Annotated in this window: 27 protein-coding genes; 17 read left to right on the top strand and 10 right to left on the bottom strand. The window is 44.3% G+C overall.

Going from position 1 to position 22,620, the window contains the following annotated elements:
* Window positions 1-204: 204 nt before the first annotated feature.
* Window positions 205-603, top strand: coding sequence for a MucR family transcriptional regulator (locus N4A56_RS03355; protein WP_293668966.1), 399 nt, complete (start codon window positions 205-207; stop codon window positions 601-603).
* Window positions 604-772: 169 nt separating this feature from the next.
* Here the strand turns inward: N4A56_RS03355 and N4A56_RS03350 are convergent, their stop codons facing one another.
* From N4A56_RS03350 to rplM, 4 genes are all read right to left on the bottom strand, one after another.
* Entirely contained in the window at window positions 773-1,384 is a 612-nt protein-coding gene (locus N4A56_RS03350) for a hypothetical protein (RefSeq protein ID WP_293668965.1), read from the bottom strand.
* A 2-nt stretch (window positions 1,385-1,386) separates the two neighbouring features.
* Window positions 1,387-1,905 (bottom strand): homoserine kinase, encoded by a 519-nt coding sequence (thrB, locus tag N4A56_RS03345; protein WP_293668964.1) that lies wholly within the window; start codon window positions 1,903-1,905, stop codon window positions 1,387-1,389.
* Window positions 1,906-2,060: 155 nt separating this feature from the next.
* Entirely contained in the window at window positions 2,061-2,453 is a 393-nt protein-coding gene (rpsI, locus tag N4A56_RS03340) for a 30S ribosomal protein S9 (RefSeq protein ID WP_290925507.1), read from the bottom strand.
* 20 nt (window positions 2,454-2,473) lie between these two features.
* On the bottom strand, window positions 2,474-2,908 hold the full coding sequence (gene rplM, locus N4A56_RS03335) for a 50S ribosomal protein L13 (RefSeq protein WP_293668962.1): 435 nt from the start codon (window positions 2,906-2,908) through the stop codon (window positions 2,474-2,476).
* A gap of 224 nt (window positions 2,909-3,132) precedes the next feature.
* On the opposite strand from rplM, the gene N4A56_RS03330 reads away from it, so the two are divergent.
* From N4A56_RS03330 to N4A56_RS03315, 4 genes are all read left to right on the top strand, one after another.
* Window positions 3,133-4,374: an HD domain-containing protein gene (locus N4A56_RS03330; protein WP_295545045.1), complete on the top strand. Its 1,242-nt coding sequence runs from the start codon at window positions 3,133-3,135 to the stop codon at window positions 4,372-4,374.
* Window positions 4,375-4,706: 332 nt separating this feature from the next.
* Complete coding sequence (locus N4A56_RS03325; protein ID WP_295545043.1) at window positions 4,707-5,099, top strand: hypothetical protein; 393 nt, start codon at window positions 4,707-4,709, stop codon at window positions 5,097-5,099.
* Window positions 5,100-5,459: 360 nt separating this feature from the next.
* Window positions 5,460-5,897: a hypothetical protein gene (locus tag N4A56_RS03320; protein ID WP_293668958.1), complete on the top strand. Its 438-nt coding sequence runs from the start codon at window positions 5,460-5,462 to the stop codon at window positions 5,895-5,897.
* Between the two features lie 318 nt (window positions 5,898-6,215).
* The gene (locus tag N4A56_RS03315) at window positions 6,216-6,695 is read left to right on the top strand and encodes a CBS domain-containing protein (protein WP_293668957.1); all 480 of its coding nucleotides are present in this window, start codon (window positions 6,216-6,218) and stop codon (window positions 6,693-6,695) included.
* A gap of 69 nt (window positions 6,696-6,764) precedes the next feature.
* On the opposite strand, the gene N4A56_RS03310 is transcribed toward N4A56_RS03315, so the two are convergent.
* Complete coding sequence (locus N4A56_RS03310) at window positions 6,765-7,667, bottom strand: hypothetical protein (RefSeq protein WP_295545040.1); 903 nt, start codon at window positions 7,665-7,667, stop codon at window positions 6,765-6,767.
* 404 nt (window positions 7,668-8,071) lie between these two features.
* On the opposite strand from N4A56_RS03310, the gene N4A56_RS03305 reads away from it, so the two are divergent.
* Window positions 8,072-8,584 carry a hypothetical protein gene (locus N4A56_RS03305; protein ID WP_293668954.1) on the top strand — a complete coding sequence of 171 codons (513 nt, stop codon included), beginning with the start codon at window positions 8,072-8,074 and terminating at the stop codon, window positions 8,582-8,584.
* Between the two features lie 119 nt (window positions 8,585-8,703).
* Here N4A56_RS03305 and N4A56_RS03300 read toward each other — a convergent pair whose 3' ends face one another.
* The 3 genes from N4A56_RS03300 to N4A56_RS03290 are packed head-to-tail and all read right to left on the bottom strand — an operon-like array spanning window position 8,704 to window position 9,781.
* Window positions 8,704-9,006 (bottom strand): hypothetical protein, encoded by a 303-nt coding sequence (locus N4A56_RS03300; protein ID WP_295545039.1) that lies wholly within the window; start codon window positions 9,004-9,006, stop codon window positions 8,704-8,706.
* A gap of 32 nt (window positions 9,007-9,038) precedes the next feature.
* Window positions 9,039-9,485, bottom strand: a complete 447-nt coding sequence (locus tag N4A56_RS03295; RefSeq protein ID WP_293668951.1) for a hypothetical protein — start codon at window positions 9,483-9,485, stop codon at window positions 9,039-9,041.
* A complete protein-coding gene (locus N4A56_RS03290) occupies window positions 9,473-9,781 on the bottom strand; it encodes a hypothetical protein (protein ID WP_293668949.1) in 309 nt (102 codons plus the stop codon). The genes N4A56_RS03295 and N4A56_RS03290 overlap by 13 nt, the downstream gene beginning before the upstream one ends.
* A 181-nt stretch (window positions 9,782-9,962) precedes the next feature.
* On the opposite strand from N4A56_RS03290, the gene N4A56_RS03285 reads away from it, so the two are divergent.
* The 3 genes from N4A56_RS03285 to N4A56_RS03275 all read left to right on the top strand — a co-directional run bounded on the left by N4A56_RS03285 (window position 9,963) and on the right by N4A56_RS03275 (window position 13,201).
* Window positions 9,963-10,733 (top strand): S24 family peptidase, encoded by a 771-nt coding sequence (locus tag N4A56_RS03285; protein ID WP_293668947.1) that lies wholly within the window; start codon window positions 9,963-9,965, stop codon window positions 10,731-10,733.
* A 406-nt stretch (window positions 10,734-11,139) separates the two neighbouring features.
* On the top strand, window positions 11,140-11,631 hold the full coding sequence (locus N4A56_RS03280) for a hypothetical protein (RefSeq protein WP_295545036.1): 492 nt from the start codon (window positions 11,140-11,142) through the stop codon (window positions 11,629-11,631).
* Window positions 11,632-11,656: 25 nt separating this feature from the next.
* Entirely contained in the window at window positions 11,657-13,201 is a 1,545-nt protein-coding gene (locus N4A56_RS03275; protein WP_295545034.1) for an SH3 domain-containing protein, read from the top strand.
* Window positions 13,202-13,237: 36 nt separating this feature from the next.
* Here the strand turns inward: N4A56_RS03275 and N4A56_RS03270 are convergent, their stop codons facing one another.
* Window positions 13,238-13,882 carry a methyltransferase domain-containing protein gene (locus N4A56_RS03270; protein WP_295545032.1) on the bottom strand — a complete coding sequence of 215 codons (645 nt, stop codon included), beginning with the start codon at window positions 13,880-13,882 and terminating at the stop codon, window positions 13,238-13,240.
* Window positions 13,883-14,271: 389 nt separating this feature from the next.
* On the opposite strand from N4A56_RS03270, the gene mtaB reads away from it, so the two are divergent.
* From mtaB to recJ, 7 genes are all read left to right on the top strand, one after another.
* Window positions 14,272-15,570, top strand: a complete 1,299-nt coding sequence (gene mtaB, locus N4A56_RS03265; protein WP_295545031.1) for a tRNA (N(6)-L-threonylcarbamoyladenosine(37)-C(2))-methylthiotransferase MtaB — start codon at window positions 14,272-14,274, stop codon at window positions 15,568-15,570.
* A 267-nt stretch (window positions 15,571-15,837) separates the two neighbouring features.
* Window positions 15,838-16,719: a YicC/YloC family endoribonuclease gene (locus tag N4A56_RS03260; protein WP_293668940.1), complete on the top strand. Its 882-nt coding sequence runs from the start codon at window positions 15,838-15,840 to the stop codon at window positions 16,717-16,719.
* A gap of 3 nt (window positions 16,720-16,722) precedes the next feature.
* The gene (locus N4A56_RS03255; RefSeq protein WP_293668939.1) at window positions 16,723-16,977 is read left to right on the top strand and encodes a DUF370 domain-containing protein; all 255 of its coding nucleotides are present in this window, start codon (window positions 16,723-16,725) and stop codon (window positions 16,975-16,977) included.
* A complete protein-coding gene (gene gmk / locus N4A56_RS03250) occupies window positions 16,977-17,636 on the top strand; it encodes a guanylate kinase (protein ID WP_295545028.1) in 660 nt (219 codons plus the stop codon). Before N4A56_RS03255 ends, gmk begins: the two co-directional genes overlap by 1 nt.
* A 2-nt stretch (window positions 17,637-17,638) precedes the next feature.
* Window positions 17,639-18,334 (top strand): orotidine-5'-phosphate decarboxylase, encoded by a 696-nt coding sequence (gene pyrF / locus N4A56_RS03245; RefSeq protein WP_293668937.1) that lies wholly within the window; start codon window positions 17,639-17,641, stop codon window positions 18,332-18,334.
* Between the two features lie 33 nt (window positions 18,335-18,367).
* A complete protein-coding gene (locus N4A56_RS03240) occupies window positions 18,368-19,321 on the top strand; it encodes a tetratricopeptide repeat protein (protein WP_295545026.1) in 954 nt (317 codons plus the stop codon).
* Window positions 19,322-19,431: 110 nt separating this feature from the next.
* On the top strand, window positions 19,432-21,141 hold the full coding sequence (gene recJ / locus N4A56_RS03235; protein WP_295545024.1) for a single-stranded-DNA-specific exonuclease RecJ: 1,710 nt from the start codon (window positions 19,432-19,434) through the stop codon (window positions 21,139-21,141).
* Window positions 21,142-21,249: 108 nt separating this feature from the next.
* Here recJ and N4A56_RS03230 read toward each other — a convergent pair whose 3' ends face one another.
* Window positions 21,250-21,549: a TIGR03905 family TSCPD domain-containing protein gene (locus tag N4A56_RS03230; protein ID WP_293668932.1), complete on the bottom strand. Its 300-nt coding sequence runs from the start codon at window positions 21,547-21,549 to the stop codon at window positions 21,250-21,252.
* Window positions 21,550-21,656: 107 nt separating this feature from the next.
* Between N4A56_RS03230 and N4A56_RS03225 the strand changes: the two genes are divergently transcribed.
* On the top strand, window positions 21,657-22,580 hold the full coding sequence (locus tag N4A56_RS03225; RefSeq protein ID WP_295545023.1) for a Smr/MutS family protein: 924 nt from the start codon (window positions 21,657-21,659) through the stop codon (window positions 22,578-22,580).
* Window positions 22,581-22,620 lie beyond the last annotated feature (40 nt).

Genomic DNA, 22,620 nt, shown 5'->3' with positions numbered 1-22,620 from the left:
TAAGGGAATATTAATTAAATAAGAATGTCCTTTCATCTCTGTAGTGGCATAGTAAAATAGACTCAGAAAAAAAGTAGCAAAAATAAAAAGTGCTTTATTTGACGAGGGTTAAAAGAACATGTATTCATTTAATGAATAGCTTTTACATAACGCAAAAGAGTTGTGCCTAGTCGTTGAGCAATAGTATTTCATGAGGTGCATTAAATGGAAGACTACTTAAAAGAAGCGTTGGAAATTGTGAAGGCGCAAGCTAGTGTGCGGACCATGGCAGAGGAAGAAATTACCTCAATGGTAAAAACACTTGCGTCTGGAATCAGAGTTATTAGTGAAGAAGATGCTCTTGCTGAAGAAACGCAAGAAGCTGCAGTTGATCCTAAAAAGTCTATTAAAGAAAAGACTGTTACATGTCTTGAATGTGGTAAGACTTTTAAGATTTTAACTAAAAGGCATCTCGCACTGCATGACCTTGATGCAATCTCTTACCGCGAGAAGTGGGGGCTGAAAAAGAATACGCCGTTGGTTTGTAAAGCATTACAACGTGAACGACGTAAAAAAATGAACAATATGAAATTATGGGAAAGAAGACGCAAAAATGAAGAATAGAAATATTCTTTTTTAGTGTATGTACGTCGTACTGTAGATACACTACATCTATGTCGCTTTCTCTTTGTCCGTAATTGTAATGATGCAGATACATTCTTCGCAGTATCTGCTCAAATGCGGGATTATGTGACACACGAAAAAACGCCTCTATGAGGCGTTTTTTTTTATTTTATGAAAGGTCAGGAGGACCTTGAACTATCATTTCAGCGAGAGTCAGGTTTACGCGTGGAACTTTTTTTAATGCAGCCCCGGCGTACTTCATCTCCAGCTGTGCCAGCTCCTGATAGAAAGGGGTGCGGTTGAGCATTGGAATCATGAATTCATCCATGCCTTCAACTTTTTCGCGGAAGCGATAGCACCCCTGAAAATAGCGTTGTTCACCGTTAGGGAAGATCATCAAGTTCTTTGTGCCATGCATGCGACAGATCATTAAGCGGTGCTCATATAATCCGCATAAACCATCTTCGTTTAGTGGACACATAACATGCGGGCGCTCTTTTTTAGCAATGGCAGCTTCATACTGTGCCACAACATCTTTAGCTCGCTGGATGAAATATTCACGTTTTTCTTCAGGCAGCGCGTTTAGCCCTTTCCACATGTATGCCCACTCAATATATGTGTGGTGCTGGAAATAGCTGTAGCAACAGTTATCTTGGCAGCCTGCACAGGAGAGTCCTGCATCAGCAGCTGTTTTTGCGTATGCATCTGCCATGTTTTTGTAAAGTTTTGCCAGCTTGCCAAATGTGCCGACTGTTGCAGTACGTTTGTTCTTCTTTTTCATGTTTATAATCCCAACGTTTTTAGCAGAGCCGTTACACATTCGTCGGGTGTTTTATTATCACACGGGACACTGATGCTTGCATACTTTTTGTATAACGCAGCACGCTCGCTGTAGAGGTCTTCAATAGTTTGCCCCGGAGCAATGGCAAGTCCACGATCCGGTTTTTCCGCAATGCGCTTGAGGATATTCGGTAAACCGACATCCAGATGACAAACAGGGCCTAACGATTGTAAATGCACCATGGCTTGTTCGCGGTACACAACACTGCCGCCAGTGGCAATAACGCAACGTTTTGCGCGTACTGCACTTACAACGGAACACTCCACATCAAGAAATTCTTCTTTAGTCATGGAGTCCGTTACAGCCTGCAAGTTTGTTCCGTACTGACCTTCGATTAGATGATCGGTATCAATAAACACCCAGCCCAGCTGACGAGCAAGAATCTTCCCTAATGTGGATTTTCCAGCACTTGCCATACCGATAAGGGTAATACAATCAGTTTCGTTCGGGTAATCTGCCATGAGTATTTCCTTGCTAATCTGGTTATCGCCTTTTGTTCTGCCTGTACAGACAAGTACTGTCAATGTTGAGGGGCAGGCGCTAAGTGCATGGATACAAAAAAAGGCAGGTTCGTAAGAACCTGCCTTGAAGATCGAGCAGTAAACTCGAAGCGAAATTAACGCTTTGAGTACTGGAAGCGAGCACGAGCGCCACGCTGACCGTATTTTTTACGCTCTTTCTTACGAGCGTCACGAGTCAGGAAGCCTGCTTTTTTGAGTGCTGGACGCATGTCTGCATCAACTTCGAGAAGTGCACGGGAAATACCGTGACGTACTGCGAGAGCCTGACCGGACATACCGCCACCAGCTACGTTTACTTTAACGTCAAATTTCTCGAGCATTTTAACAAGCTCAAGAGGCTGACGAATGATCATCTGGAGAGTCTTACGAGGGAAGTACTCATCGTAAGGACGACCGTTAACAGTGATCTGACCGCTACCAGCGTAGAGGCGGGTACGAGCAGTAGCGTTCTTTCTTCTGCCTGTGCCGTAATCAAATTCGTTGGACATAGTAATCTCCTACCTCTAATCTAGTACTTAAGCTCAAGAGCCTGAGGGTTCTGAGCAGCATGTGGGTGCTCGTTACCAACATAAATTTTGAGCTTCTTCATGATAGCGCGACCGAGACGGTTCTTAGGAAGCATACCCTGAACAGCTTTGCGAATAACATCTTCAGGTTTCTTCTCAAGCATAGTCTCAAGGTTAGCTTCTTTGAGGCCACCTGGGAAACCGGTGTGACGGTAGTACATTTTGTCTGCCATCTTGTTACCGGTAACTTTGATTTTTTCACAATTCACGACTACGATGAAATCACCGTTGTCAACGTGAGGTGCGAATTCTGGCTTATGTTTGCCACGAAGGCGGTGAGCGATCTGGGTAGCGAGGCGACCGAGGATCTGATCCTCAGCGTCAACTACAAACCACTCGCGTGTGATATCTTCAGGCTTAGGGCTGAAAGTTTTCATCTATATTACTCCTAGTGTCGAAACACGTTGGCTCTTATGGAGTTCTTGTTTCCATGTCAATATAACAATAAGATCGGTCAGCCCAAAGTCGGCGGTTGTACGGGGGGATCCGGATTCGTGAAAAATCCTGGAAAAGACCTCCGGCTTCGTGCGGAAACAACGTTCTTATACCATGACTGTTTCGTTGCCAAGTGATTTTTCTGAAAATATGAGGATTTTTTATTATGTCAAGTATTCGTAAGGGACTGCTGCAAACTGTTTTCTCTGGTGCATATATGAAACGCTGGAATGATAAATTACGTCCCGCAGAGTTATATGAGGTAGATAAGCAAGCTCATAAAATGATCATTGCGTGGTTGTTGTTACAGGAAAACTCGCGTGATATGACTGCTGAAGAGCGGCTTGTCCTTGGTGATAGAATTGTTGAATGGGGAATTTTTGATTATCTTTTCCGACTTGTTATTACCGATATTAAGCCACCTGTTTACTATCGTATTAAAGAAAATCCGGAGCACTACCGTCAGTTGGTTGCATGGGTACAGGGAGAATTGGAGCCAGTGTTGAGCACCTTGGGTGCTGATTTTTGGATGCGTTTTCTTGCCTATTTTGATTCAGATCGAAAGCATGAACTTGCTGATGATATTCTTGCTGCTGCTCATTGTTACGCCAGCAGCTGGGAATTTAAGCTTATTGAAGGGCTAAATGCCTTTGATGATGAACTGGATGAAATTCGTGAATCGTTTTTAGATCAGCAAAAAGAATTTCAGGCTCTTAAAGGATTTCCAGAGTTAATGAACCCGAAAACCCATGCGCTGGGTAAACTTGCCAATCTTTGCGGTCAACTGCGATTCCAAAAGCGTTGGTCACAGATGCCTAGGATTCCAGAAACCTCCGTTATGGGACACATGTTTTTGGTCGGTTGCTACAGCTATTTCTTTTCTGTTGTGCAGGATGCTTGTCCAGCACGTAGACAGAATAACTTTTTCTGCGGACTGTTCCATGACCTACCGGAGATGCTGACACGGGATATTATCTCTCCAGTAAAAAAATCTGTTAAGGAATTGGATGTACTGATTAAAGCGTATGAGGATGAAGAACTTGAGCGCCGAGTCTTTCAGCCGTTGCGTGACGAAGGGTACACCGACATAGCAGACAGGCTTGGATATTTCTTAGGAACAGAAACAGGTTCAGAGTTTCATGATTGCATTGAACAAAACGGTAAAGTCCAGCGCGTTACATTTGATGAGCTTCAATCAATATATAATGATAACTCTGTAAATCCTAAAGATGGGGAAATGCTAAAAGTATGCGACGAGCTTGCTGCATATATTGAAGCATATACAGCAGTGCGCAATGGAATTTCTATAAATGAATTAAATCAAGCTATGTGGCGGCTGCGTGATAAGTACCGCAAAATATCCATTGGTAACATTCATATAGGCGCTTTAATGTCTGATTTTGATTAAGTGGGTATTATTCAGCGGCTATTTGTAATGCAACAGCGTTGTTTTCTGCAAATTAAAACGCAACGTGTTCTTGTAGATGAATAGACTTAATGTGGGTGCGCTCTTGGAGCGCAAGCGCTGTTTTTTTTGATACCGTTAAGAGCGGATCATATTTTCAAAAACTCCTCTTGATAAAAAGGGGAGTTTTTTTATGTGGATGTAAATAGTAAAAATTGTAACCGCCAAGTGTTGTGAAACGATGTAATATATGAGCTGCTACACCATTTTTTGTCCTGAATAGGATGCATTTTTAACTGATGGTCTTTGCACATCATAAAAATAAGGTTGTTATTATGACTCGTTTACTTAATTTGACGGTAATGTTAGGGATTCTTTTAAGCTTTTTTACTATTTCTTTTGCAGATGTGTGTGGGTGCTCTGGATACTATGCCCAGCTTGAAAATAAAATTGTTAAGCGGCTACAGTTGACAGAAGCACAGCATACTGAAATTAAAAAGATTATGGCTAAAGCTAGGGAGGATCGCAGTCTTCTTATGGCTCGCCTTCATGAACCAACTAAGACAGAGGAATCGTTGCAGGAAGTTCGTACTGAGTTAGATAAATTAAAAGATTCAGTTCGAGCCGATGTGGCAAAAGTTCTCGATTCCACGCAAATGCAGGAATTTGATAAGGCTGTAAGTGAATTGCGTGATAAAGTTGGAATGAGTTCCGAAGGTAAGCAATAAGCCGTAAAGTATACTTGGTGTAAGAAGTTGACTGCAAATTAGGTGATGTCGTGCCGGAAAGGGGGAATCGGTGCCTGCACAGGGTGGTAATGTACTATGCAAGTTGCAGAAATGCCTCGCCTCTTTTCGGCACGTTAAAAAATTGGTTTTGAAGTATATGTAAAGGCAGTATTTGGGGGGCAAATATGTCTAACTAGCTAGTATGATAGTGCGTTGCGAAGGGATATGCACAACTGCAATTAGCATTCGAATTGTTATCGATTTGTAACGGTAGCTTTTTGGGGGAGCTGAGGCTGCACTGTGTGAAGGGTAATATTCCGTATCGCATGTGATTTCATGCATAGAAAGAGAGGATGAGTAATGAACACGCTGACGAAGGTACTTTTAGTACTGGTAATGGCTGGTGCACTCGTGACTATGGCAATGGAAAAAAAGGCAGAAGCAACGCGCTATAAAGATGTATTTGTTACAAAGCGACTAAGCAAGGTTTATCCCGACCTACGAACACTTGAAAAATTTTTTAAAGTTGCTGCGTATCACCCCAAAAAAGTTAACCGCTTCATGCGTCGCAATCAGATTTCTCATTTAGGAAAAGGGCGACGTGTCATTCGTATGCGTTCAATTATGCTCGACCATCTCGATGCTGTTGTTTACGAGGTGCGCATTCCAAGCAGAAATAAGTATGGGTATATTTTAGCCCGAAATGTAAAGAAGCTTAAATATAGCCCTGAGCGCAAGCGTACTCCGAAAGTTGAAATTGAAGTTTTGATGCCTGCTCTGGTTATCAGTTTGCTGTAAAAATAACGATGCATTCGTAGTGATGATCTTTTTTTATGTATGTGGAATAGGTTGTCGTAATTGAAAAAAATGGTACAACCAGCGCGTTGTACAGGTACGAATAGTGCGTTTGTTATTTTTTTCACAAAAAGTTTTCGAATCAGCTTTACGTCCTGCTCACAAATGTTTACCGTTACTCTAACGCAATACAGTCATAACCACCTGAATTGCAGCCTATTAAGTGCATTGTTGAATAGCGGCAGCAAATTATCGCAGCTTGCCAGTTATTCGCTCAGTGTGAGAGACTAACCGTACTCTGGAATATTAGGAGTTTCGATTATGCTATTACGTAGACGTGCGTGGGATATTTTACGTGATGATTATCCTGTTGTAAAAATAGATGATCCACTCGCAGAGGCTATTCGGAAATTGAATGCCTGTGCTTCCGAAGGGTGTTTGTGTGCTTTGGTCAAAGATAGAAACGGTCGGGTGAAAGGCGCAGTTTCAATATGGGACACAATGCGTTTTATGGAAGATACGTTGTTGCATGGCGACGGCATGAAGTGCCTTGATGAAAACCGTTATGAGCAGATGTTTACAAATGCTTGCAAGGTTTCTGGTTCCATTTCTGTAAAAGACGTTATGGATAAGGAAATGACGGTAATACGTCCTGATGAACCGTTACTGCTTGTGCTGGAAGACTTTGTCAAAAAAGGTCGCAGCTATGCGGTTGTGATGGAAGGCGGTCATGTTATCGGCGTAATTATGATTAACGATATCTACAAAGAGATCAGTGACCAAATTTTGGCTCGCGGTTAATTGAGAATAGAAAAAAGACCCTCTGCAAAAAACAGAGGGTCTTTTTTTGTGGAAAAACAAAAGATATGCTTAGCCCAGTGGAACGACTTCGCATTGCAGGGAGTGGCTGCCGTCAACAAAACGAATGCCGAAGTTTGCCCAGAATGCTTCCATAATATCAACGCCGTCGGAAAGGTCAGGGCTGCCTTCTTCATACTTCAAGCGGAAGTACTCAAGCAGAACTCGTGTATTGTTATCCAGCATTGGCGCTTCACTGATAAGCTGTTCTTTTTCGCGCAGGTATTCGTAATGATCCATTGTTGCGTAGGCAAAAATAATGGAGAACGAAAGCTGAGAAATTTTACCTTGAATCTGAGCAAGGAACTGAGAAACATTTTTGTGTGTCGCAAATTCCTGCTGCTGGAATTTAATCCAGTCATAGTACTCAGGTTTATTATTAATCAGGGCAAGGTTGCCCATAAGGGATGTTTCAAGATCGGTTCGCGCTGTGTCTGAAAGTTCTGACTGAAGTACATTTTTGACTATAGCATCACGGAATTCAAATGACTTGCGTACTGCGTCGTACTGGTCGAACAGTTGATACAGGTTCATAAAGTAGTTCGCGTAGCGATCCAGTTTATGACGAGTAAGCACAGGGAAGCGCCCCTTGTTTACGATAAGAGTAAACTCGTGCCAGTAGATAGAAAAGCGAACCTGATTGTCATAATGCTTTGTAAACAGGTTGGGATGGAACAGCAGGTAGTAGCCTTTTTCGTGAAAGATGCTACGTGCAACAGGCTCTGCACCCGGAATAGACCTGAAGTCATTTGTGCCCTGAAGCTCGTTCACTTTTGCGTCAAAATCTTGTGGAACGATGACTTCCTGAATGCGAAACGCCATTGTGGCGTGCTTTGCAGCTTCACCGATTATTCCAAGTTCATCAACAATATCTTTACGTTGTTTGCTGTTTCCAATCTCAACAGTAATTTTCATGGATGCTCCGTTATAGCAAAGTAGTTTGTGCGCTCTTGCCTACCTCGACAAGCGGTTCCCTGCAAGTAGGAATTGTAAGGGATAAAAAATAACCGGATCGAATTCTGGATGGATATAGTATGGAATAAAATTGAAATAGAAAAAATTTTATGATTTACTATTGAATTACGGCTTGTTATGCAGCATGCCTTTAGGGGGGATGAAGGTGTTGAACTTGTAATAACTTGAGTGAAAAAAAGATAAAACTTGCTGAAGTTCTGTTTGAGTTCTTGCCATCAGATAGTCAAAGCTGTATGGTGCGCACCTTCCTATTGGCAGAAAACACGCCGCAGGCTCAGCCCTGTGGCTTTTTTCTTCCTGAATTATAAGATTAGATATAACGTTGCAATAAATAGAGATTAGATATGAGCAAAACAGGCAGCCTCACTGCAGGTGATCGTATTGATACTAAATGTACGCGCTGTAGTGACATTACAGGGCATGTGATTGTGGCAATGGTTGGAAGCGAAATTGTTAAGGTGGAATGTCAGGCTTGCGGTAGTGTGCACAAATACCGTGAAGCTCGTGCCCCTAAGAGCAAAGCACAGGTTTCCACTGTGAAGAAAGTTCGCAATGGCGATTCCCGTAAAGAAGCAATTTCCGCTGCTCGTTCTGCTGCTGCTAAAAAAGCTGCTCAGACCCGTGCTGCACAGCGTGCAAAACAGGAAGCAGAAGCTGTTATGATTGCATGGAAAACTGCAATGGTCGCTAAGGGTTCTGACGGAGCTCGTACATACAGCATGAACGACACTTTTACTAAAGGCGATGTTGTACAGCATCCTACCTTTGGTATGGGGGAAGTGCAGACCGTAACCAAGCCGAACAAAATGGAAGTTTTGTTCGAAGATGGTGTTAAAGTTTTGCGCTGCCGTGTGTAGGTATATTTCGTAAAAAAACGGGGATGATGTATTCATCCCCGTTTTTTTATGTCTAAAGGCTGGAATAGAGGGCTTTTAAGAGTGGTCGAAGCATTCACCGCAAAGCTCGAATTTGATGTTTACATTTTGTGTGGACGGGACATTGCAAACCAGTCCCGAATGGATTCCGGCGAAGCTCTATAAATGCCGTCAGAGCACTTGCGTACCGGAAAGTCTTCTTCTCTGATCCATTTTTTAATAGTACTTGGACCAGCGCCCACCGCCTTGCAGATTGCTGCAAGTCCCACCAGAATTATTTGTCCATTTGGAATAGATGCTCCCGATTTGTTCGGAAAGCCCGCCGGAGCTTGGAACATCTGTGGGTATTCCGGTGCTATTTCGGGTCTGTAGCCATTGTCATTGTCGTAACCGTACGTGTTCATGCATATCCTTTGAGTAGGTTCGTGGGGAAAGTTTAGAAGCCAAGCCCGATATCCGGCATGCGGAATAAGTCTCTGGCGTATCTGTCCGGTGGAATTGCGCCGGTTGCCCAAGGGTCGTCAAACAGAGAATATCCACCTGTTCGTGTGCCGTTTCTGTGTTGTGCAAGACATGCGTTGCTGCATAGTTTGTTGCTTACACCGGTCGTGAATTTTTTTCCGCAAACAATGCAGTACTTTTCATCACTGCTATGCCTGTCGTGTGCGGCATGGTTTGCCGAAGCAGCGCACGAGCGGGAGCAATATATTTGCGATGCACGTTTTACAAAGTGCCGCCCGCACCACGGGCAGCTGACGGTTTGTTTGATTCGCTTTGATTCCGCAGCGCATTTTCGGGAACAAAATTTCCCTTTTCCGGCGTTGTAGCGTGCCGGTCGGACATAAAACTCAGCTCCGCACTGGTTACAAGCTACGATTGGCATGACCGTCCTCCATTATAAAACGTGTTGCATCTTTCAATTGCCCGCATAACTGCGTGACCAGAGTTAGGGGTTGGTGCTGCATGGTGGTTAAACTCAGCATAGTACAGCTGTAGCAAGCGCTGGTGTTCTCCTACCTCTATTTGCACCATAGGCTGGTATCCGCTTCCTGTACGGGGCTGGTTACACTCAGGGCAGATAGCAAGCCCTACGCACGCCATTCTCCAAGGTCGGGAAAAGTTACGACCACACACTGTACAACGGGTGCGTTCTGGGGCGTGATAAAAATAACCGGACATAATGCGTGTTCCTCCGAATATGCCTCAGAAAGTTTTTAACCATACTTTCTGATTGAAAAAAGTGACCATGAAGTGGCGAAGTGAGCATATTGTTCACAAAATGCACATTCACGTCAAGCTGTTTGTACATTTTGTGCAAAAACTTGTTTTATTTTTTTGAACATTATGGTATTTCATACATATGAACAAAGATTACAGTGAAGAAGAATGGCAGCTTCAAGAGTTTATTGCCGAGGCGATTACGCTCGTGGGTGGGGTTCCAGAACTTGCAGCTATTGCAGGGGTAAGCTCACGTACAGTGTATGCTTGGAAAAAAGGTGAGCGATACCCGAATAGGCAAAACTTAAAAAGATTAACGAGTCATCTTGAAAAAGTAGCCGAGCAAACCGAGTCTTCAACGGAATTGTACTTTCCACTTTCTGTTGGAGCAGAGCGACGTAGTATGCAGGAACATGTGTACGAAGATGCTTCGCAGGACGACTCTGCTACAACTTTTCTCGCTCCTGCACGGGAAGGGAACGGGCATCAGGAAGAATTTATTTTTGTTGATAAGGCTGAAGCGCGACCAAGCGCAGGTGGCGGATCTTTAGCAACAAGTGATTCTTCAGATGGGCGTTACGCATTTCGACTTGATTGGATTCTGCATAAAACACAGGATGCCAATAGCTTGAAAATTATGGAAGTTATGGGGCGTTCTATGGAAAGTACGTTGCATAATGGAGATCTTTGTCTGGTAAATCAGTCAGATAAGCAGCTTGTTGAAGACAGGGTGTATGTGGTTCGCCTTGATGATGAAATATACGTAAAACGCTTTTCCCGTATTCCAGGAAAATATCTGTTCCGCGGTGATAATCGCGAGCTGGCGTATCAAGATATTGAAATTGACCCGCGTGATGAGTCCCGTAGCTGGGAGGTAATCGGGCGGGTAATCTGGGCAGGAAAGGATTTATAAGTTTCTGTGCACATAATGTGCAAAATGCTGTGCAATACTTTGTTCATAAATTTTGTGTGCAAAGCGTCTTCGCTGTAAAAGGTGAAGGCGCTTTTTTTGTTGGCAGCAGACATATAGCTGTGTGAGGAATAGATGTAAGCATAACGGGATGATAAAATAATGAGTGTGTATTTCTTTTTTCCTGCCATGTGATATTCTCAAAAAAACTTTTTCAGTGTACCGAAAAGACTACGATTGTGAATATCACGCTGAAAAGTACGCATGTGCAGCTTGGTAGTATGTACAGGTAATGACAAAGGGATATGTGCAGGTGGTAGTTGAACTGCTGTAAGTTATTTCAGTGCACTTTGGACATAAGCACAACTTGAGTCATACATACTCGCGTACACAGCATTAGGAGGGGCGTATGAATTATCAAAAAGCAGAATCTTTGACAGGGTTGTTCTGGCAAAAAACACGTAATCCTCTTACATTTTGGCCACGAGTCATTCTGACTCTGCTTATTTTTATTGCTTTCTGGTCGCAGTCGGCATGGTGGATAATTTTTCTATTTTTCGTAGAAGCTGGAGTGCTCTTTTTTGCACCTCCGGCAACTGATTATGAAAGTTGGGTCACCCGCGCTACAGACGGTTTCAGGATCTGGAGTGTTATCCGCTCTGTTGAAGAGCGCAATGTTATGCTGCTGATGTTTTTGTTTCCAATGGTGGCATTTCTTACCGCTCTGTGGTCACACAGTATTTTCTGGCTGTTGTTTTTCGGCGTACAACTGACAATTGGAAAGTTGCTTCTCATTAAACGATTCCAAGCTTTAGCAAAGATTGTTGAGTATGATGTGCAGGTCGGTTTAACTGAAGATGATTTGCAAGGTGCAGCCAGTCGCTGCGGTTGGAGAAATTAGCCCGAGAGGGTAGTGGGGGAATAGCGTGACAGGATTTGTGAGGGATTCAAAACGATATCGTACTGTGTATAGATTTTTTTTACTGCCTGTCATTGTCTTTTGCGTGAGTTTAGGGCTTTCCGGTTGCGGTTCGCATTGTCAGTATACCGCGCAGGAATATCTGGAAAAGAATACTGTTGCAGATTTAGAGAACCTATCCCAAAACCCGACATCGTATTTAGCATACACCGCACATACACCTGTAATGACACCTGCCGAACAGGCAGAGCAGTTTGCTGCGTTACGGGAATATCATTTTGCACCTTGGCGTCAGGATAGCCCTACACGATCTAAAGAAGATGCGTTTTGGGGCATTGCAGCGTACCCATATTCCAAAGGATACGCTGAAAATTTATTGCCATGGTCAAAAAAGGCGATGGATTGCTTAATAGCGCGTCAAAACATGGAGACGTATCCGTGTATGGCGCGATATGCCATTACCGTGCGCCACTCTTCTTTACGTGTGTTTCCAACCGTCAAACCATACTTTTTAAATCCTACACAGGCTGGTGAAGGATTTCCTTTTGATTATTTCCAAAATTCTGCTGTTCATGTAGGCACTCCACTATTTGTCTCTCATGTGTCGGTATCCGGTAAATGGCTTTATGTAGAAACTTCCTATGCCAGTGGTTGGATTCCGGCAAACGATGTTGCGTATGTATCAGAACAGCAGAAAGAAATGTTCATGTCAGGAACGCTGTATGCGCTTATGCGGGATAACCTTGCTTTAAAAACAGCGCAGGGGATGTATCTTTCAACAGGTTTTGTTGGTGGGATGCTCCCGACTGCTCCTCCTTCATTCGGAAGCGTTGGGGGACAAACAGAAAATGTCCAAGCGAATGCTGTTGATGTACCAGAAGCCAGCGAAACAGTTTTTGTTAAAAAAATTGGTAAAAATACAATCAGAGTGTGTGCTCCGAAAGTTACGCCGGTTGCATGTGTTCAGCTATTGGTTCCGGCTCGAAATGCGCTTGGGAAAGTGGAGTTTTTTGCAGTGCCTATGCGTTGCAAGTATGTGGCGCAGATTCCTATGGTGTTCACGCCACGCGCGTTGGCAGAGCTTGCCAGCCATATAGTGGGGCAACGCTACGGGTGGGGCGGTTTGTTTGAAGACAGAGATTGCTCGTCAACCGTGCGTGATTTATTCGCGGTATTCGGTGTGTGGATGCCAAGGAACTCTAGCTTGCAAGCAGATAAAGGAGAAAAGGCTATCTCTTTGCAAGGTCTGACCGCAGCTGACAAGCGCGACATCATCATAGAAAACGGTGTGCCGTTCTTCTCACTTATCGGTATGAAAGGGCACATCGGGATTTATTTAGGGTACGATGAAGTTGCACAGCAACCAATAATGCTCCATGACGTGTGGGGTGTGCGAACCATGAAGGCAGGACAAGAAGGTCGGGCAATTATTGGACGACTGGGAATTACAAGTTTACGCCCTGGAGAGGAGCGGCGCGATGTGCCAGAAGATTATTTTTATAGCCGGATAGAAAAGCTCCAACTTCGACCGGGTACATGGAAAAAAGAGTAGTAACAAAACCTCCTGAAAAAACTTTCGGGAGGTTTTTTAACAGGTATATTTTGAGCGGGTTGAAGGCTTTGCCGTTGTTGTTTCTGTGAAAACTGGAACTGGTTGTCGACACTGGTAAAGAAAGGCAGGCGGGAAATTATTCCAGACAATTTGTGATGTATCCACGTTGCAGAATGATTGCGTTAACTGTCTGCGGAATGTTGCAAAAGAAGGCAGAATTGCACCGCATACATAGGCATATGTGATGAATATGCCATTAGGTTTGAGGCTGGCGCGTATTGCCTGCGTGATTTGATCTTGCAAATCGGAAGAAAATGATGCCCACGGCAGTGATGAAATTATGACGTCTGCTTTGGGAATGGATTTTTCGCAAAGAATGTCGGGGAGATTTTCTGCACTGCCTAAAACAAAATACGAGTGCGAGTACTGCGCGATAAGTGTTTTATAGAGGTGGGGATTTTTCTCAATCGAAATAAATGTGGCTTCTTGTTTCACTGTCTGCAACAGGTGTTTTGAAATGCAACCAGTGCCAGCTCCTAGCTCAACCACAACGTCAGCATGTTGCAGCGATTCGTTGCTGGCTATCATACGGCAAAGACTCGGACTGCTGGAACAGACAGTGCCGGTGGAAAAAGGGTCGCGTAAAAATTCTCGTAACATACTCCAACGGGATGAGCGCATTGAGTATCCTTTAGTCTTGTGAGCGAACGCCTCGGATTTTTTCGTTTCATTTTCATGTACGGTCATAGAAGAACCTGTGTAGCAAGAGCATCTAATGTTCTGTTCGTGCCGGAAGTTTGTATAAAAATGTTGCCTTGCAGCGCTGGGTAATAGCAGCACAACTCCCTTTGTGGTTGCTATGGTAACAGCAAACGAAAAAGTAGTTGAATATAAATACGGATTAGAAACGAAGAGTTGTGGCGATTAACCGAAACAACAATATGTTGGTGGAGAGGATTTTTTTAGCAGAGGGAAAAACGATGTCAGCTTTAGCTTGCGTCTTACCGGTTGACACAGCAAATTTTCCGGCTAGTCTGCAAAAGGCGACATTACGCCGGAGCAGAATTTGAATGAGTGAATCTTATACATTTTATGCAGCAACACTTGGCTGCAAAATTAATCAGTACGAAACACAGGCGCTACGCGAAGTGTGGATTGCCCGCGGATTTTTAGAATCGGACTCCGCGGCGGGTGCTGATTTTATTCTCGTAAACTCTTGTGCAGTGACTGCAAAAGCTGTCAGTGACGTACGGTCTACTGTGCGCCAGTTGCATAGGGCAAACGAAAACGCACAGATTGTTGTTACAGGTTGTGCCGCACAAGTTATGGGCGACGAACTAAAAGTGTTACCGGGTGTTGTTCGCATTGTTCCACAAGATGCAAAAACATCTCTTAAGACATGGCCGGAATTAAAAGAAGGCATGACTGAGCCGGAAAATGTATTTCCTGATTTTGCGGTAACTAAGTATAATCGTGCCCGTGCTGTTGTAAAAGTACAGGATGGCTGTTCACACCGTTGCACATACTGCATCGTTCCATTGACTCGTGGACGCTCCCGTTCTCGGAGTATCGCGGATATCGTGACAGAAGCCAGAACCTTACTGGAATCCGGTTTCAGAGAACTTATTCTTTCCGGTGTGAATTTGCGGCAATTTGGGCGTGACCTTGATGGTACTCCCGATTTTTGGGACTTGATTGACGAATTGGAATCTGCACTTGGCAAAAAATGGGGTGGCAAAGCCCGTTTCAGAATTTCATCGCTTGAACCGGGGCAACTTGGAGAAAAAGCTTTGAATGTCTTGGCTCGCAGCACAATGGTTGCGCCTCAGCTTCATATTTCGTTGCAATCAGGGAGCGATTCTGTTTTAAAACGCATGGGACGCGGACATTATAAGACAGCCCCTCTTTTAGATTTTTTAGAAAAATTGCACGCAATTTGGCCTGTGTATGGGCTTGGTGCCGACATCCTCATGGGCTTTCCGGGGGAAACAGAAGAAGAGTTTGCAGAAACAATGGCGTTTATTGAGGCTATGCCTATAACCTATGCCCATGTTTTCCCATACTCTATTCGTCCGGGTACTGCGGCAGCAACCATGTCGAATCAATTGCCTAAGCAGATAAAAAAAGAACGGGCAAAGGCTGTGCGTGATGTCATTGCTGCAAAGAAAAAAACTTTCCTGCAACAACTGATTGATGAAAAAATTCCTTTGGATGTTGTTGTGCAGTCTACGGATGAGAAAAAAGGTGTTTCGCAGTTTTATACAGAATGTTATTTTGAAACGCTCCCGTTTGGTTGTGGATTACGGGAGATAGCAACCGGCACAGCTGTCGCATTTGAAAAAAGTGGATTGCGTGTTGTCGCAGAATAAAACATATGAGCAGTCGGGCACTTGTCCGGCTGCTTTTTAGTATAGAGTATTATTTTTCTGTATACTCCACGGTTATTTTCCGAAAAGTTTCAACTCTATGTTATAACATGTCTTGAATAACGAATGGATGTAGAGTAGGAAGCGTGGAGCGCCGTAGCAAGCAACTTGTTGCGGCTATTCCCTTATGCAGGAGAGAACTCCTGTATGCAAAAAAAAACGTATGCCCTGCAATAGTACCGCAGGGCTTTGACATATAGAGAGGAATATATGCTTAAAAGCATGACAGGATACGGTCGTTGCACCCACGAAGGCGACGGCTTTACCATGACTTGGGAAATCCGAAGCGTTAACAGCCGTCATCTTGATATCAAATGGCGTCTCCCTATGCTGGCGCGCTCACTGGAAACCCGTTTTGAAAAATCTGTGCGCAAATTCGGGCAGCGTGGTCGTGTAGAAATTACACTCAACTTGCAGATTCAGCGCGCAGAGTTGCAGGCAGTTGCGTTTAATACGGCTCAGGCAACAGCGATGCTTGATGAACTGGCTGCCTTTGCCCAGAAACGCGGTGATGAGTTTGCACCGGACTACACCCGTATGCTCGGCATGTCTTTTCTCTGGGAAGACAGTAATAAAGAACCGGAAAAAGAATTTTCTAACCAGCTTGTTGAAGGTCTCGAACTTGCGCTTGCTGACTGGAACAAAGCTCGCGCAACTGAAGCGACAGCTCTTTCTGCTGACATGCTTGAGCGCACAGCACGTATGCGCGAATGGGTTTCTACCATTACAGAGCGTGCACCGCAGATTAAAGAAGAGCGCTTTGAAACATTGCGTGACCGCATTACCGAAGTCCTCGCCCGTGTCGAAGCTGAACTGGAAGAACAACGTTTCTTACAGGAAATTACAGTTCTGTCCGATAAGCTTGATGTAAGTGAAGAAATCACCCGTTTGAACGCGCATATTGAGCGTTTGGATGAGCTTATCAAAGGCGGTGGCGAAGCTGGTAAGCGTCTTGATTTTACGTTGCAGGAATGTTTCCGCGAAGTGAATACATGCGGCAACAAAATTCAAGATCAGCAAATTGCACGTATCATCGTTGATTTCAAAAACGAACTCGAGAAATGCCGGGAACAGGTGCAGAATCTGGAGTAACGTATGAAAAGCAGTAAACTGCTTAACATCGGTTTTGGTAATTATGTTGTGCATCACCGTGTTGTAAGTATTGTGACGCCCACGTCTTCTCCTATGCGTCGTGTTCGGGAAGATGCAAAAAATGAAGGGCGGCTTGTTGATGCAACACACGGGCGAAAAACACGCTCAATAATTATCACAGATTCAAATCATGTAATTTTATCTGCCATTCAGGCTGAAACTATTAGTCAGCGTTTCCTACAGGAGGATAACGACTAATGACTCTCGATATTTCCAGTAACGTCGATACAGCTTTTGATTCAACTGGTCGACGGGGAATTGTTCTCGTACTGTGTGCACCTTCCGGCACTGGCAAGACTACTTTGACAAGACGTCTGCTGAAAGAATTTCCTCGATTTTCGTTTTCGATTTCATACACTACCCGACAGCCTCGTGAGGGCGAAGTTCACGGCAAAGATTATTACTTCGTATCCGAAGAAGAGTTTTGCGAAAAGCGTGATGCCGGTTTCTTTGCAGAGTGGGCTGAGGTGCATGGCAAGTTCTATGGTACGCCTAAAGAGGCAACCTTAGAAATGCTCCAGCAAGGGTATGACATTATATTTGATATAGATGTGCAGGGCGCAAGCCAGCTTTACGGAAACTTAAAGCAAGGTTGCTACGTATTTATTTTGCCTCCTTCCCGTGAAGAACTGGAAAAGCGCTTGCGTGGTCGCGGCACTGATGATGAGTCGACAATTATGCGTCGTATTGCAAATGCTCAAAAAGAGTTGGAGCAGGCACACTGGTTTAACGCATGGATTGTTAACGATGATCTGGATAAAGCGTACGATCAGCTGCGCAGTGCATATATCGCTGCTACGCTGTCACCACAAAGCTCTCCTGATCTCGTTGATTCTATTATGGAAGACTGGAGATAAGCATGGCGAATCTTGTTATTGCGCTTGATTATCCGGATAAAGCAGGAGCACTTGCTATGGCGCGAATGCTCAAAGGTGCTGATGTCTGGGTAAAGGTAGGGTTGGAGCTTTTTACAGCCGCAGGCCCTGAAATTATTGGTGAATTAAAAGAAATGGGCTTCAAAGTCTTTCTTGATATGAAGTTCTTTGATATTCCGAATACTGTTCAAGGTGCAGTGCGCTCCAGCGTACGGCACGGTGTGGACATGGTAAATATTCACCTTATGGGCGGAGAGCGCATGGCTAGAGCTGCTGTTGCAGGTCTGGCAGAAGGTTCTGTAGATTCTGGTGTTTCACCGTTGCTGCTCGGTGTAACTGTACTTACATCAATGTCTCAGGAAGATTTACCTAAAGGAATGACAACATCGCTCGAAGATACAGTAGTATCGTTTGCTACATCCGGTAAGGAATGGGGCATTAACGGCGTTGTCTGCTCCGGTTTTGAAGTTGATACAATCAAAAAATCTTGCGGGAATGAGTTTATTTGTCTTACCCCGGGAATCCGTCCGGTTTCCCTTGGTGATGACCAGAGACGTACAATGACTCCGGCACAAGCTGTGAAAGCCGGATCTGACTATCTGGTTGTCGGGCGTCCTGTAACAGGGGCGGAATCTCCATTGCATGCTGCACAGGAGATTCTGGAGTCCATGAAAATATAACCACGAGTTTCTGCTGGATCTGAGGAGGTTGAAGTGGGTGTACAGGAAGTAATTTCAAAGGAAGAACGGGAGCCGATTAAAGGCATTTTTTCCACGCAGGAAGTGAAAAAGACAGAGACCGGTACTGGCGTTCGTAAGTCCGTACAGAAAACTTTCTGGTTTGTGGAAGAGCTGGACGGGAAAATGGAAGTTCAGCCTCTTAACGCAAATTATATCCCTTCAGGAAAAAAACGTTTCATCACGCTGGAAGATCTTATTGCACGTTTTCAGCCGGAACCTGAGTTTTATGTAACAACAGTGTTCCCGAAAATGCAGGAACTTGCCGATACTGTTGACCGTGCCGACACGCACAGAAATAACGGTGAGAACTTTACTGCGGAATTTGAATACGGCAATGCTCTACAGGTTGATGAAGAAAATGTTCGTGCTAACTTCGGGCTGGGGTTAACCTACCTTGATCGCGGAGAAACCAGCAAAGCTAATAACATCTTTGAAAGACTTGTTAAGCTGGATGCTGCGTTTGAAGGAAAGCACAAACATTTATTTAACGAGTTCGGCATAAGCCTTCGTAAAAACCAGATGACGAAACAGTCTTTGGAATACTACAACAGAGCTCTTGAATTGTCGGGTGGTGACGATCACCTTTATTACAACATTGCTCGCGCCTACTTTGAAAATAAAGAATATGCCCCGTGCGTAGATTATCTTATGAAGGCAATTGAAGTTAACCCTGGTTTTGATGTTGTTATCAAATTCTTCTTATGGCTTCTTGATAAAAATCTTGTACCTAAAGATCGAGTTTCAGAAGTACGCACTGCTGTTCGTACAGCTCAAGTTGCGGCAAGTAGAAAAGAAGAAGTCTCAGCTGCTGTAGGGAACGGACTTGAGCTTGAATCTGCAAAGCCGGAAAAAGCACCGGAACCATCACCTTCAGCGGACGACGTATTCGGCAGTGATGACGACGATGATGACTTGTTTTTAGAATAGCTTCTTACTATTTTATTACGATACGTTACTTTGAACAGCAGAGAATTACCTATGTAATTCTCTGCTGTTACTTTTACATTAGATGATATTGTTACCGTACTGGAGTTGTTTTGGCTAAAAATTGGGTACAGCGTGAAGGCGAAAGCGCACCTTCCGAATTGACAGACTGGGCGGGACAGTTAGAAATTTCTCAGACACTGATTGATATCCTATGGTTGCGTGGCATGCACACGCCAGAGGATATGCAGCAGTATCTTTCGCCGGGGCTTAAATATCTTGAGCCGTTTTGCAAGTGGCCGGGGCTGGAAGAGAGCGCCGCTGTACTTGCAGATGCATTGGGTGCAGGTAAAAAAATGGCTGTATGGGGCGACTATGATGTGGATGGCGTAACATCATCCGCAGTTGTTACCCAGATGGTTAAAGCGCACGGGTATGACATTATCCAGCACATCCCGAATCGTATGGAAGAAGGCTATGGTCTTAACGAGGCATGGATTGAGCGCCTAGCTGAGGATGGTGTAGAGCTTCTGCTTACAGTAGACTGCGGCATCACAGATTTTGCACCGATTGCCAAAGCTCGAGAGCTGGGGATGACTGTTGTTGTCTCAGATCACCACCTTCCTGCTGAAACGTTGCCGGATGCACACGCTATTTGTAATCCTAGGCTTAGTGAATGCCCGTGCCCGCATCTTGCCGGTGTCGGTGTTGCATTCTTTTTAATGTGTGCACTAAATGCTCACCTTGTAAAAGAATCCAAGATAAAAGTAGATGTGCGGGATTTACTTGATCTCGTTGCACTTGGCACTATTGCCGATGTAGTGAGCCTTTCCGGTCAAAACAGAATTTTAGTTAAAAATGGTTTGCTCAAAATTAAAGATGCTCGACGCCCCGGCATTGCAGCTTTGAAAGAAGTTTCCGGTTACGCTGCTGGTGGAGCTGTTGAAGCAGGACAGGTTGCTTTTGGTCTTGCCCCACGCATAAATGCGGCAGGACGAATGGGTAAGGCTGATATTGCTCTGGAAATGCTGCTTACTGATGATTATGAGCGTTCTCGCCAGCTTGCCCGTGAGCTTGATGTGATGAATGAAGAGCGCAAAAATGAAGAAGAGCGTATTCTCAATGCCGCTATGGAACAGGCAGAAGCTCAGTCTGACAGAATGGGGTTAGTTCTGTACGGAGAAGACTGGCACTCCGGTGTTATCGGTATTGTGGCTTCACGGGTTGTGGAAAAGTTTTACAAGCCGACGCTGATCCTATGCCGTGAAGGTGACAATATTAAAGGCTCAGGTCGGTCAATAAGCGAGTTTCATCTTCACGAAGGTCTTTGTCGTTGCAAAGATTTGTTGCTTGGGTTCGGTGGGCATAAGCTTGCTGCGGGAATGTCTCTGGCAGCGGACAATCTGGATGAGTTGCGTGAGCGATTCAACGAGATTGTGATTGAGACTGTTGGGGATAAGCAGTTAACAGCAACATTGAAATTTGATGCTCCAATGGGATTTGAGTTAGCAGCAGACTTCACCTTACTTAAAGAGCTTGAGCTGTTACAGCCGTTTGGTATGGGAAACAGCGAACCTGTTTTTACTTCGCCAGTGTTACTTCTCAAGTCCCGTCGCATATTCGCTCGTAAGCATTTGAAGTTGGAATTGCTCGACTTGGATTCCGGTATTACATTGCATGCAAAAGCATGGAGAATGGTTGATGACATACCGCCTTCTATGGAGGGCAGGAAGTTGCGTCTTGCATATTCTCCAAGAATTGACCGGTACAACGGCAGTGCCAGTGTGGACCTGAAAATAAAAGATTGGGAATTTTTAAGTTAGATGTAAAAATACCCTGACACGACGGTGTCAGGGTATTTTTTTCGCATAAAGAACTATTTCTAATGCTGCGTTAGCATCTGCTGGTACACAGAAAAAATGTATCAGCTGTTATGAAAACGGGTTGAAACCGCTTGAGGCTGCTTTTACTTCATACGGAGTAACATTGCCTTTCTGAATTTCTTCAAGAGCTTCAGCAAGTCGATCTGGACAGGAAGTGTTTTTTGTACCGCAAAGAGTTCCTCTGAGGAGAGAAATAACTTCTTCAACAGCTTTCCCTTCAAGCATTTTGCTTAATGCGGAAAGGGAGCCGGGACAGCCTTTAACAAATTTAACGTCGTGGATAGCACCATCGGTTATGTCGAACAGAATCTGTTTAGCACAGACACCAGTTGGGGTAAAAGAATACATGTATGCTCCTTATTTTGCTCGACGGTTATAAGAGCACTAAAGCGTCCTTGTAAAGGGTGTTTTGTATCGATATTTTTTTATGATAATGCGTAGTGAAGGTGATAGATATGGACAATAATCCTTTTAAAAAATTGAATAAAAAAGATTTTCCTGACCCCAGTGCACCAAAGAAGAAAAAAGCAAAGCACACAAAAAAACATATTCCTGAAGAAGAGTTGTTTTCAGTTCCTTCAGATGATGAAGACTTGTTTTTTCAAGCAATGTCAAATGTATCCAACTTAGATGGTGGTCAGGGAAAAGTGAAAAAATGCATTCATTCCAATGAACCGGCAATGCGGATGGAGGATGCGAAAGGCTTCTCAAAAGCTTCTAAGAAAAAGAGTAAAAAACAGACAGCACGTGAGCGATCCAAAGAAGCTGTAAGTTCTGTAAAACCGAAGGTTGAGGTTCCTGAAGAGGACGCATTTGCTGCTGCAATGAAAGGTGTAACCGGATTGAGCAACAAGGGACGCGAAGTTGTGCCCGATGTTGTGCTAAGTGCAAAAAAAGGAACTGCTGCCGATGATCCGGTCAAAGCCTTGCAAGCGTTGTTGGACGGTGAGGTTGAGTTTAGGCTCGAATATACCAATGAGTATATTCAAGGACATGTTGAGGGGCTAGACCCTATAATACTGGGAAAGTTGCGTGCAGGGCAGTTAAGTCCAGAAGGGCATCTTGACATGCATGGTATGGTCGCGCAGGAAGCGTACGAAGCCTTGGTTTGTTTCCTTCGTGCTTCTTATAATAAAGGAAAACGCACTGTGTTGCTCATACCGGGGCGTGGGAAAAATTCTCCAGAAGGGTATGCTGTGTTGCGTGAGCGCATTCAGGAATGGCTCACTCGTGACCCTTTTAAGCGTGTTGTTTTGGCATTTTGCACTGCACAAAATAAGGATGGCGGCGCTGGAGCATTGTATGTGCTGCTGCGTAAGTACAAAAAGAGCAGAGGCAAAATTCAGTGGCAGCGAAATGATGTGACGATCGACTACTAATCTTTTTTTAGTAGATAACCGTACTGTTCGGGTGCGGTTA

Origin of the sequence: Halodesulfovibrio sp., from assembly GCF_025210605.1 — a bacterium.
Classification (GTDB): Bacteria; Desulfobacterota; Desulfovibrionia; order Desulfovibrionales; family Desulfovibrionaceae; genus Halodesulfovibrio.
This window is presented reverse-complemented; position numbering and strand designations above follow the sequence as displayed.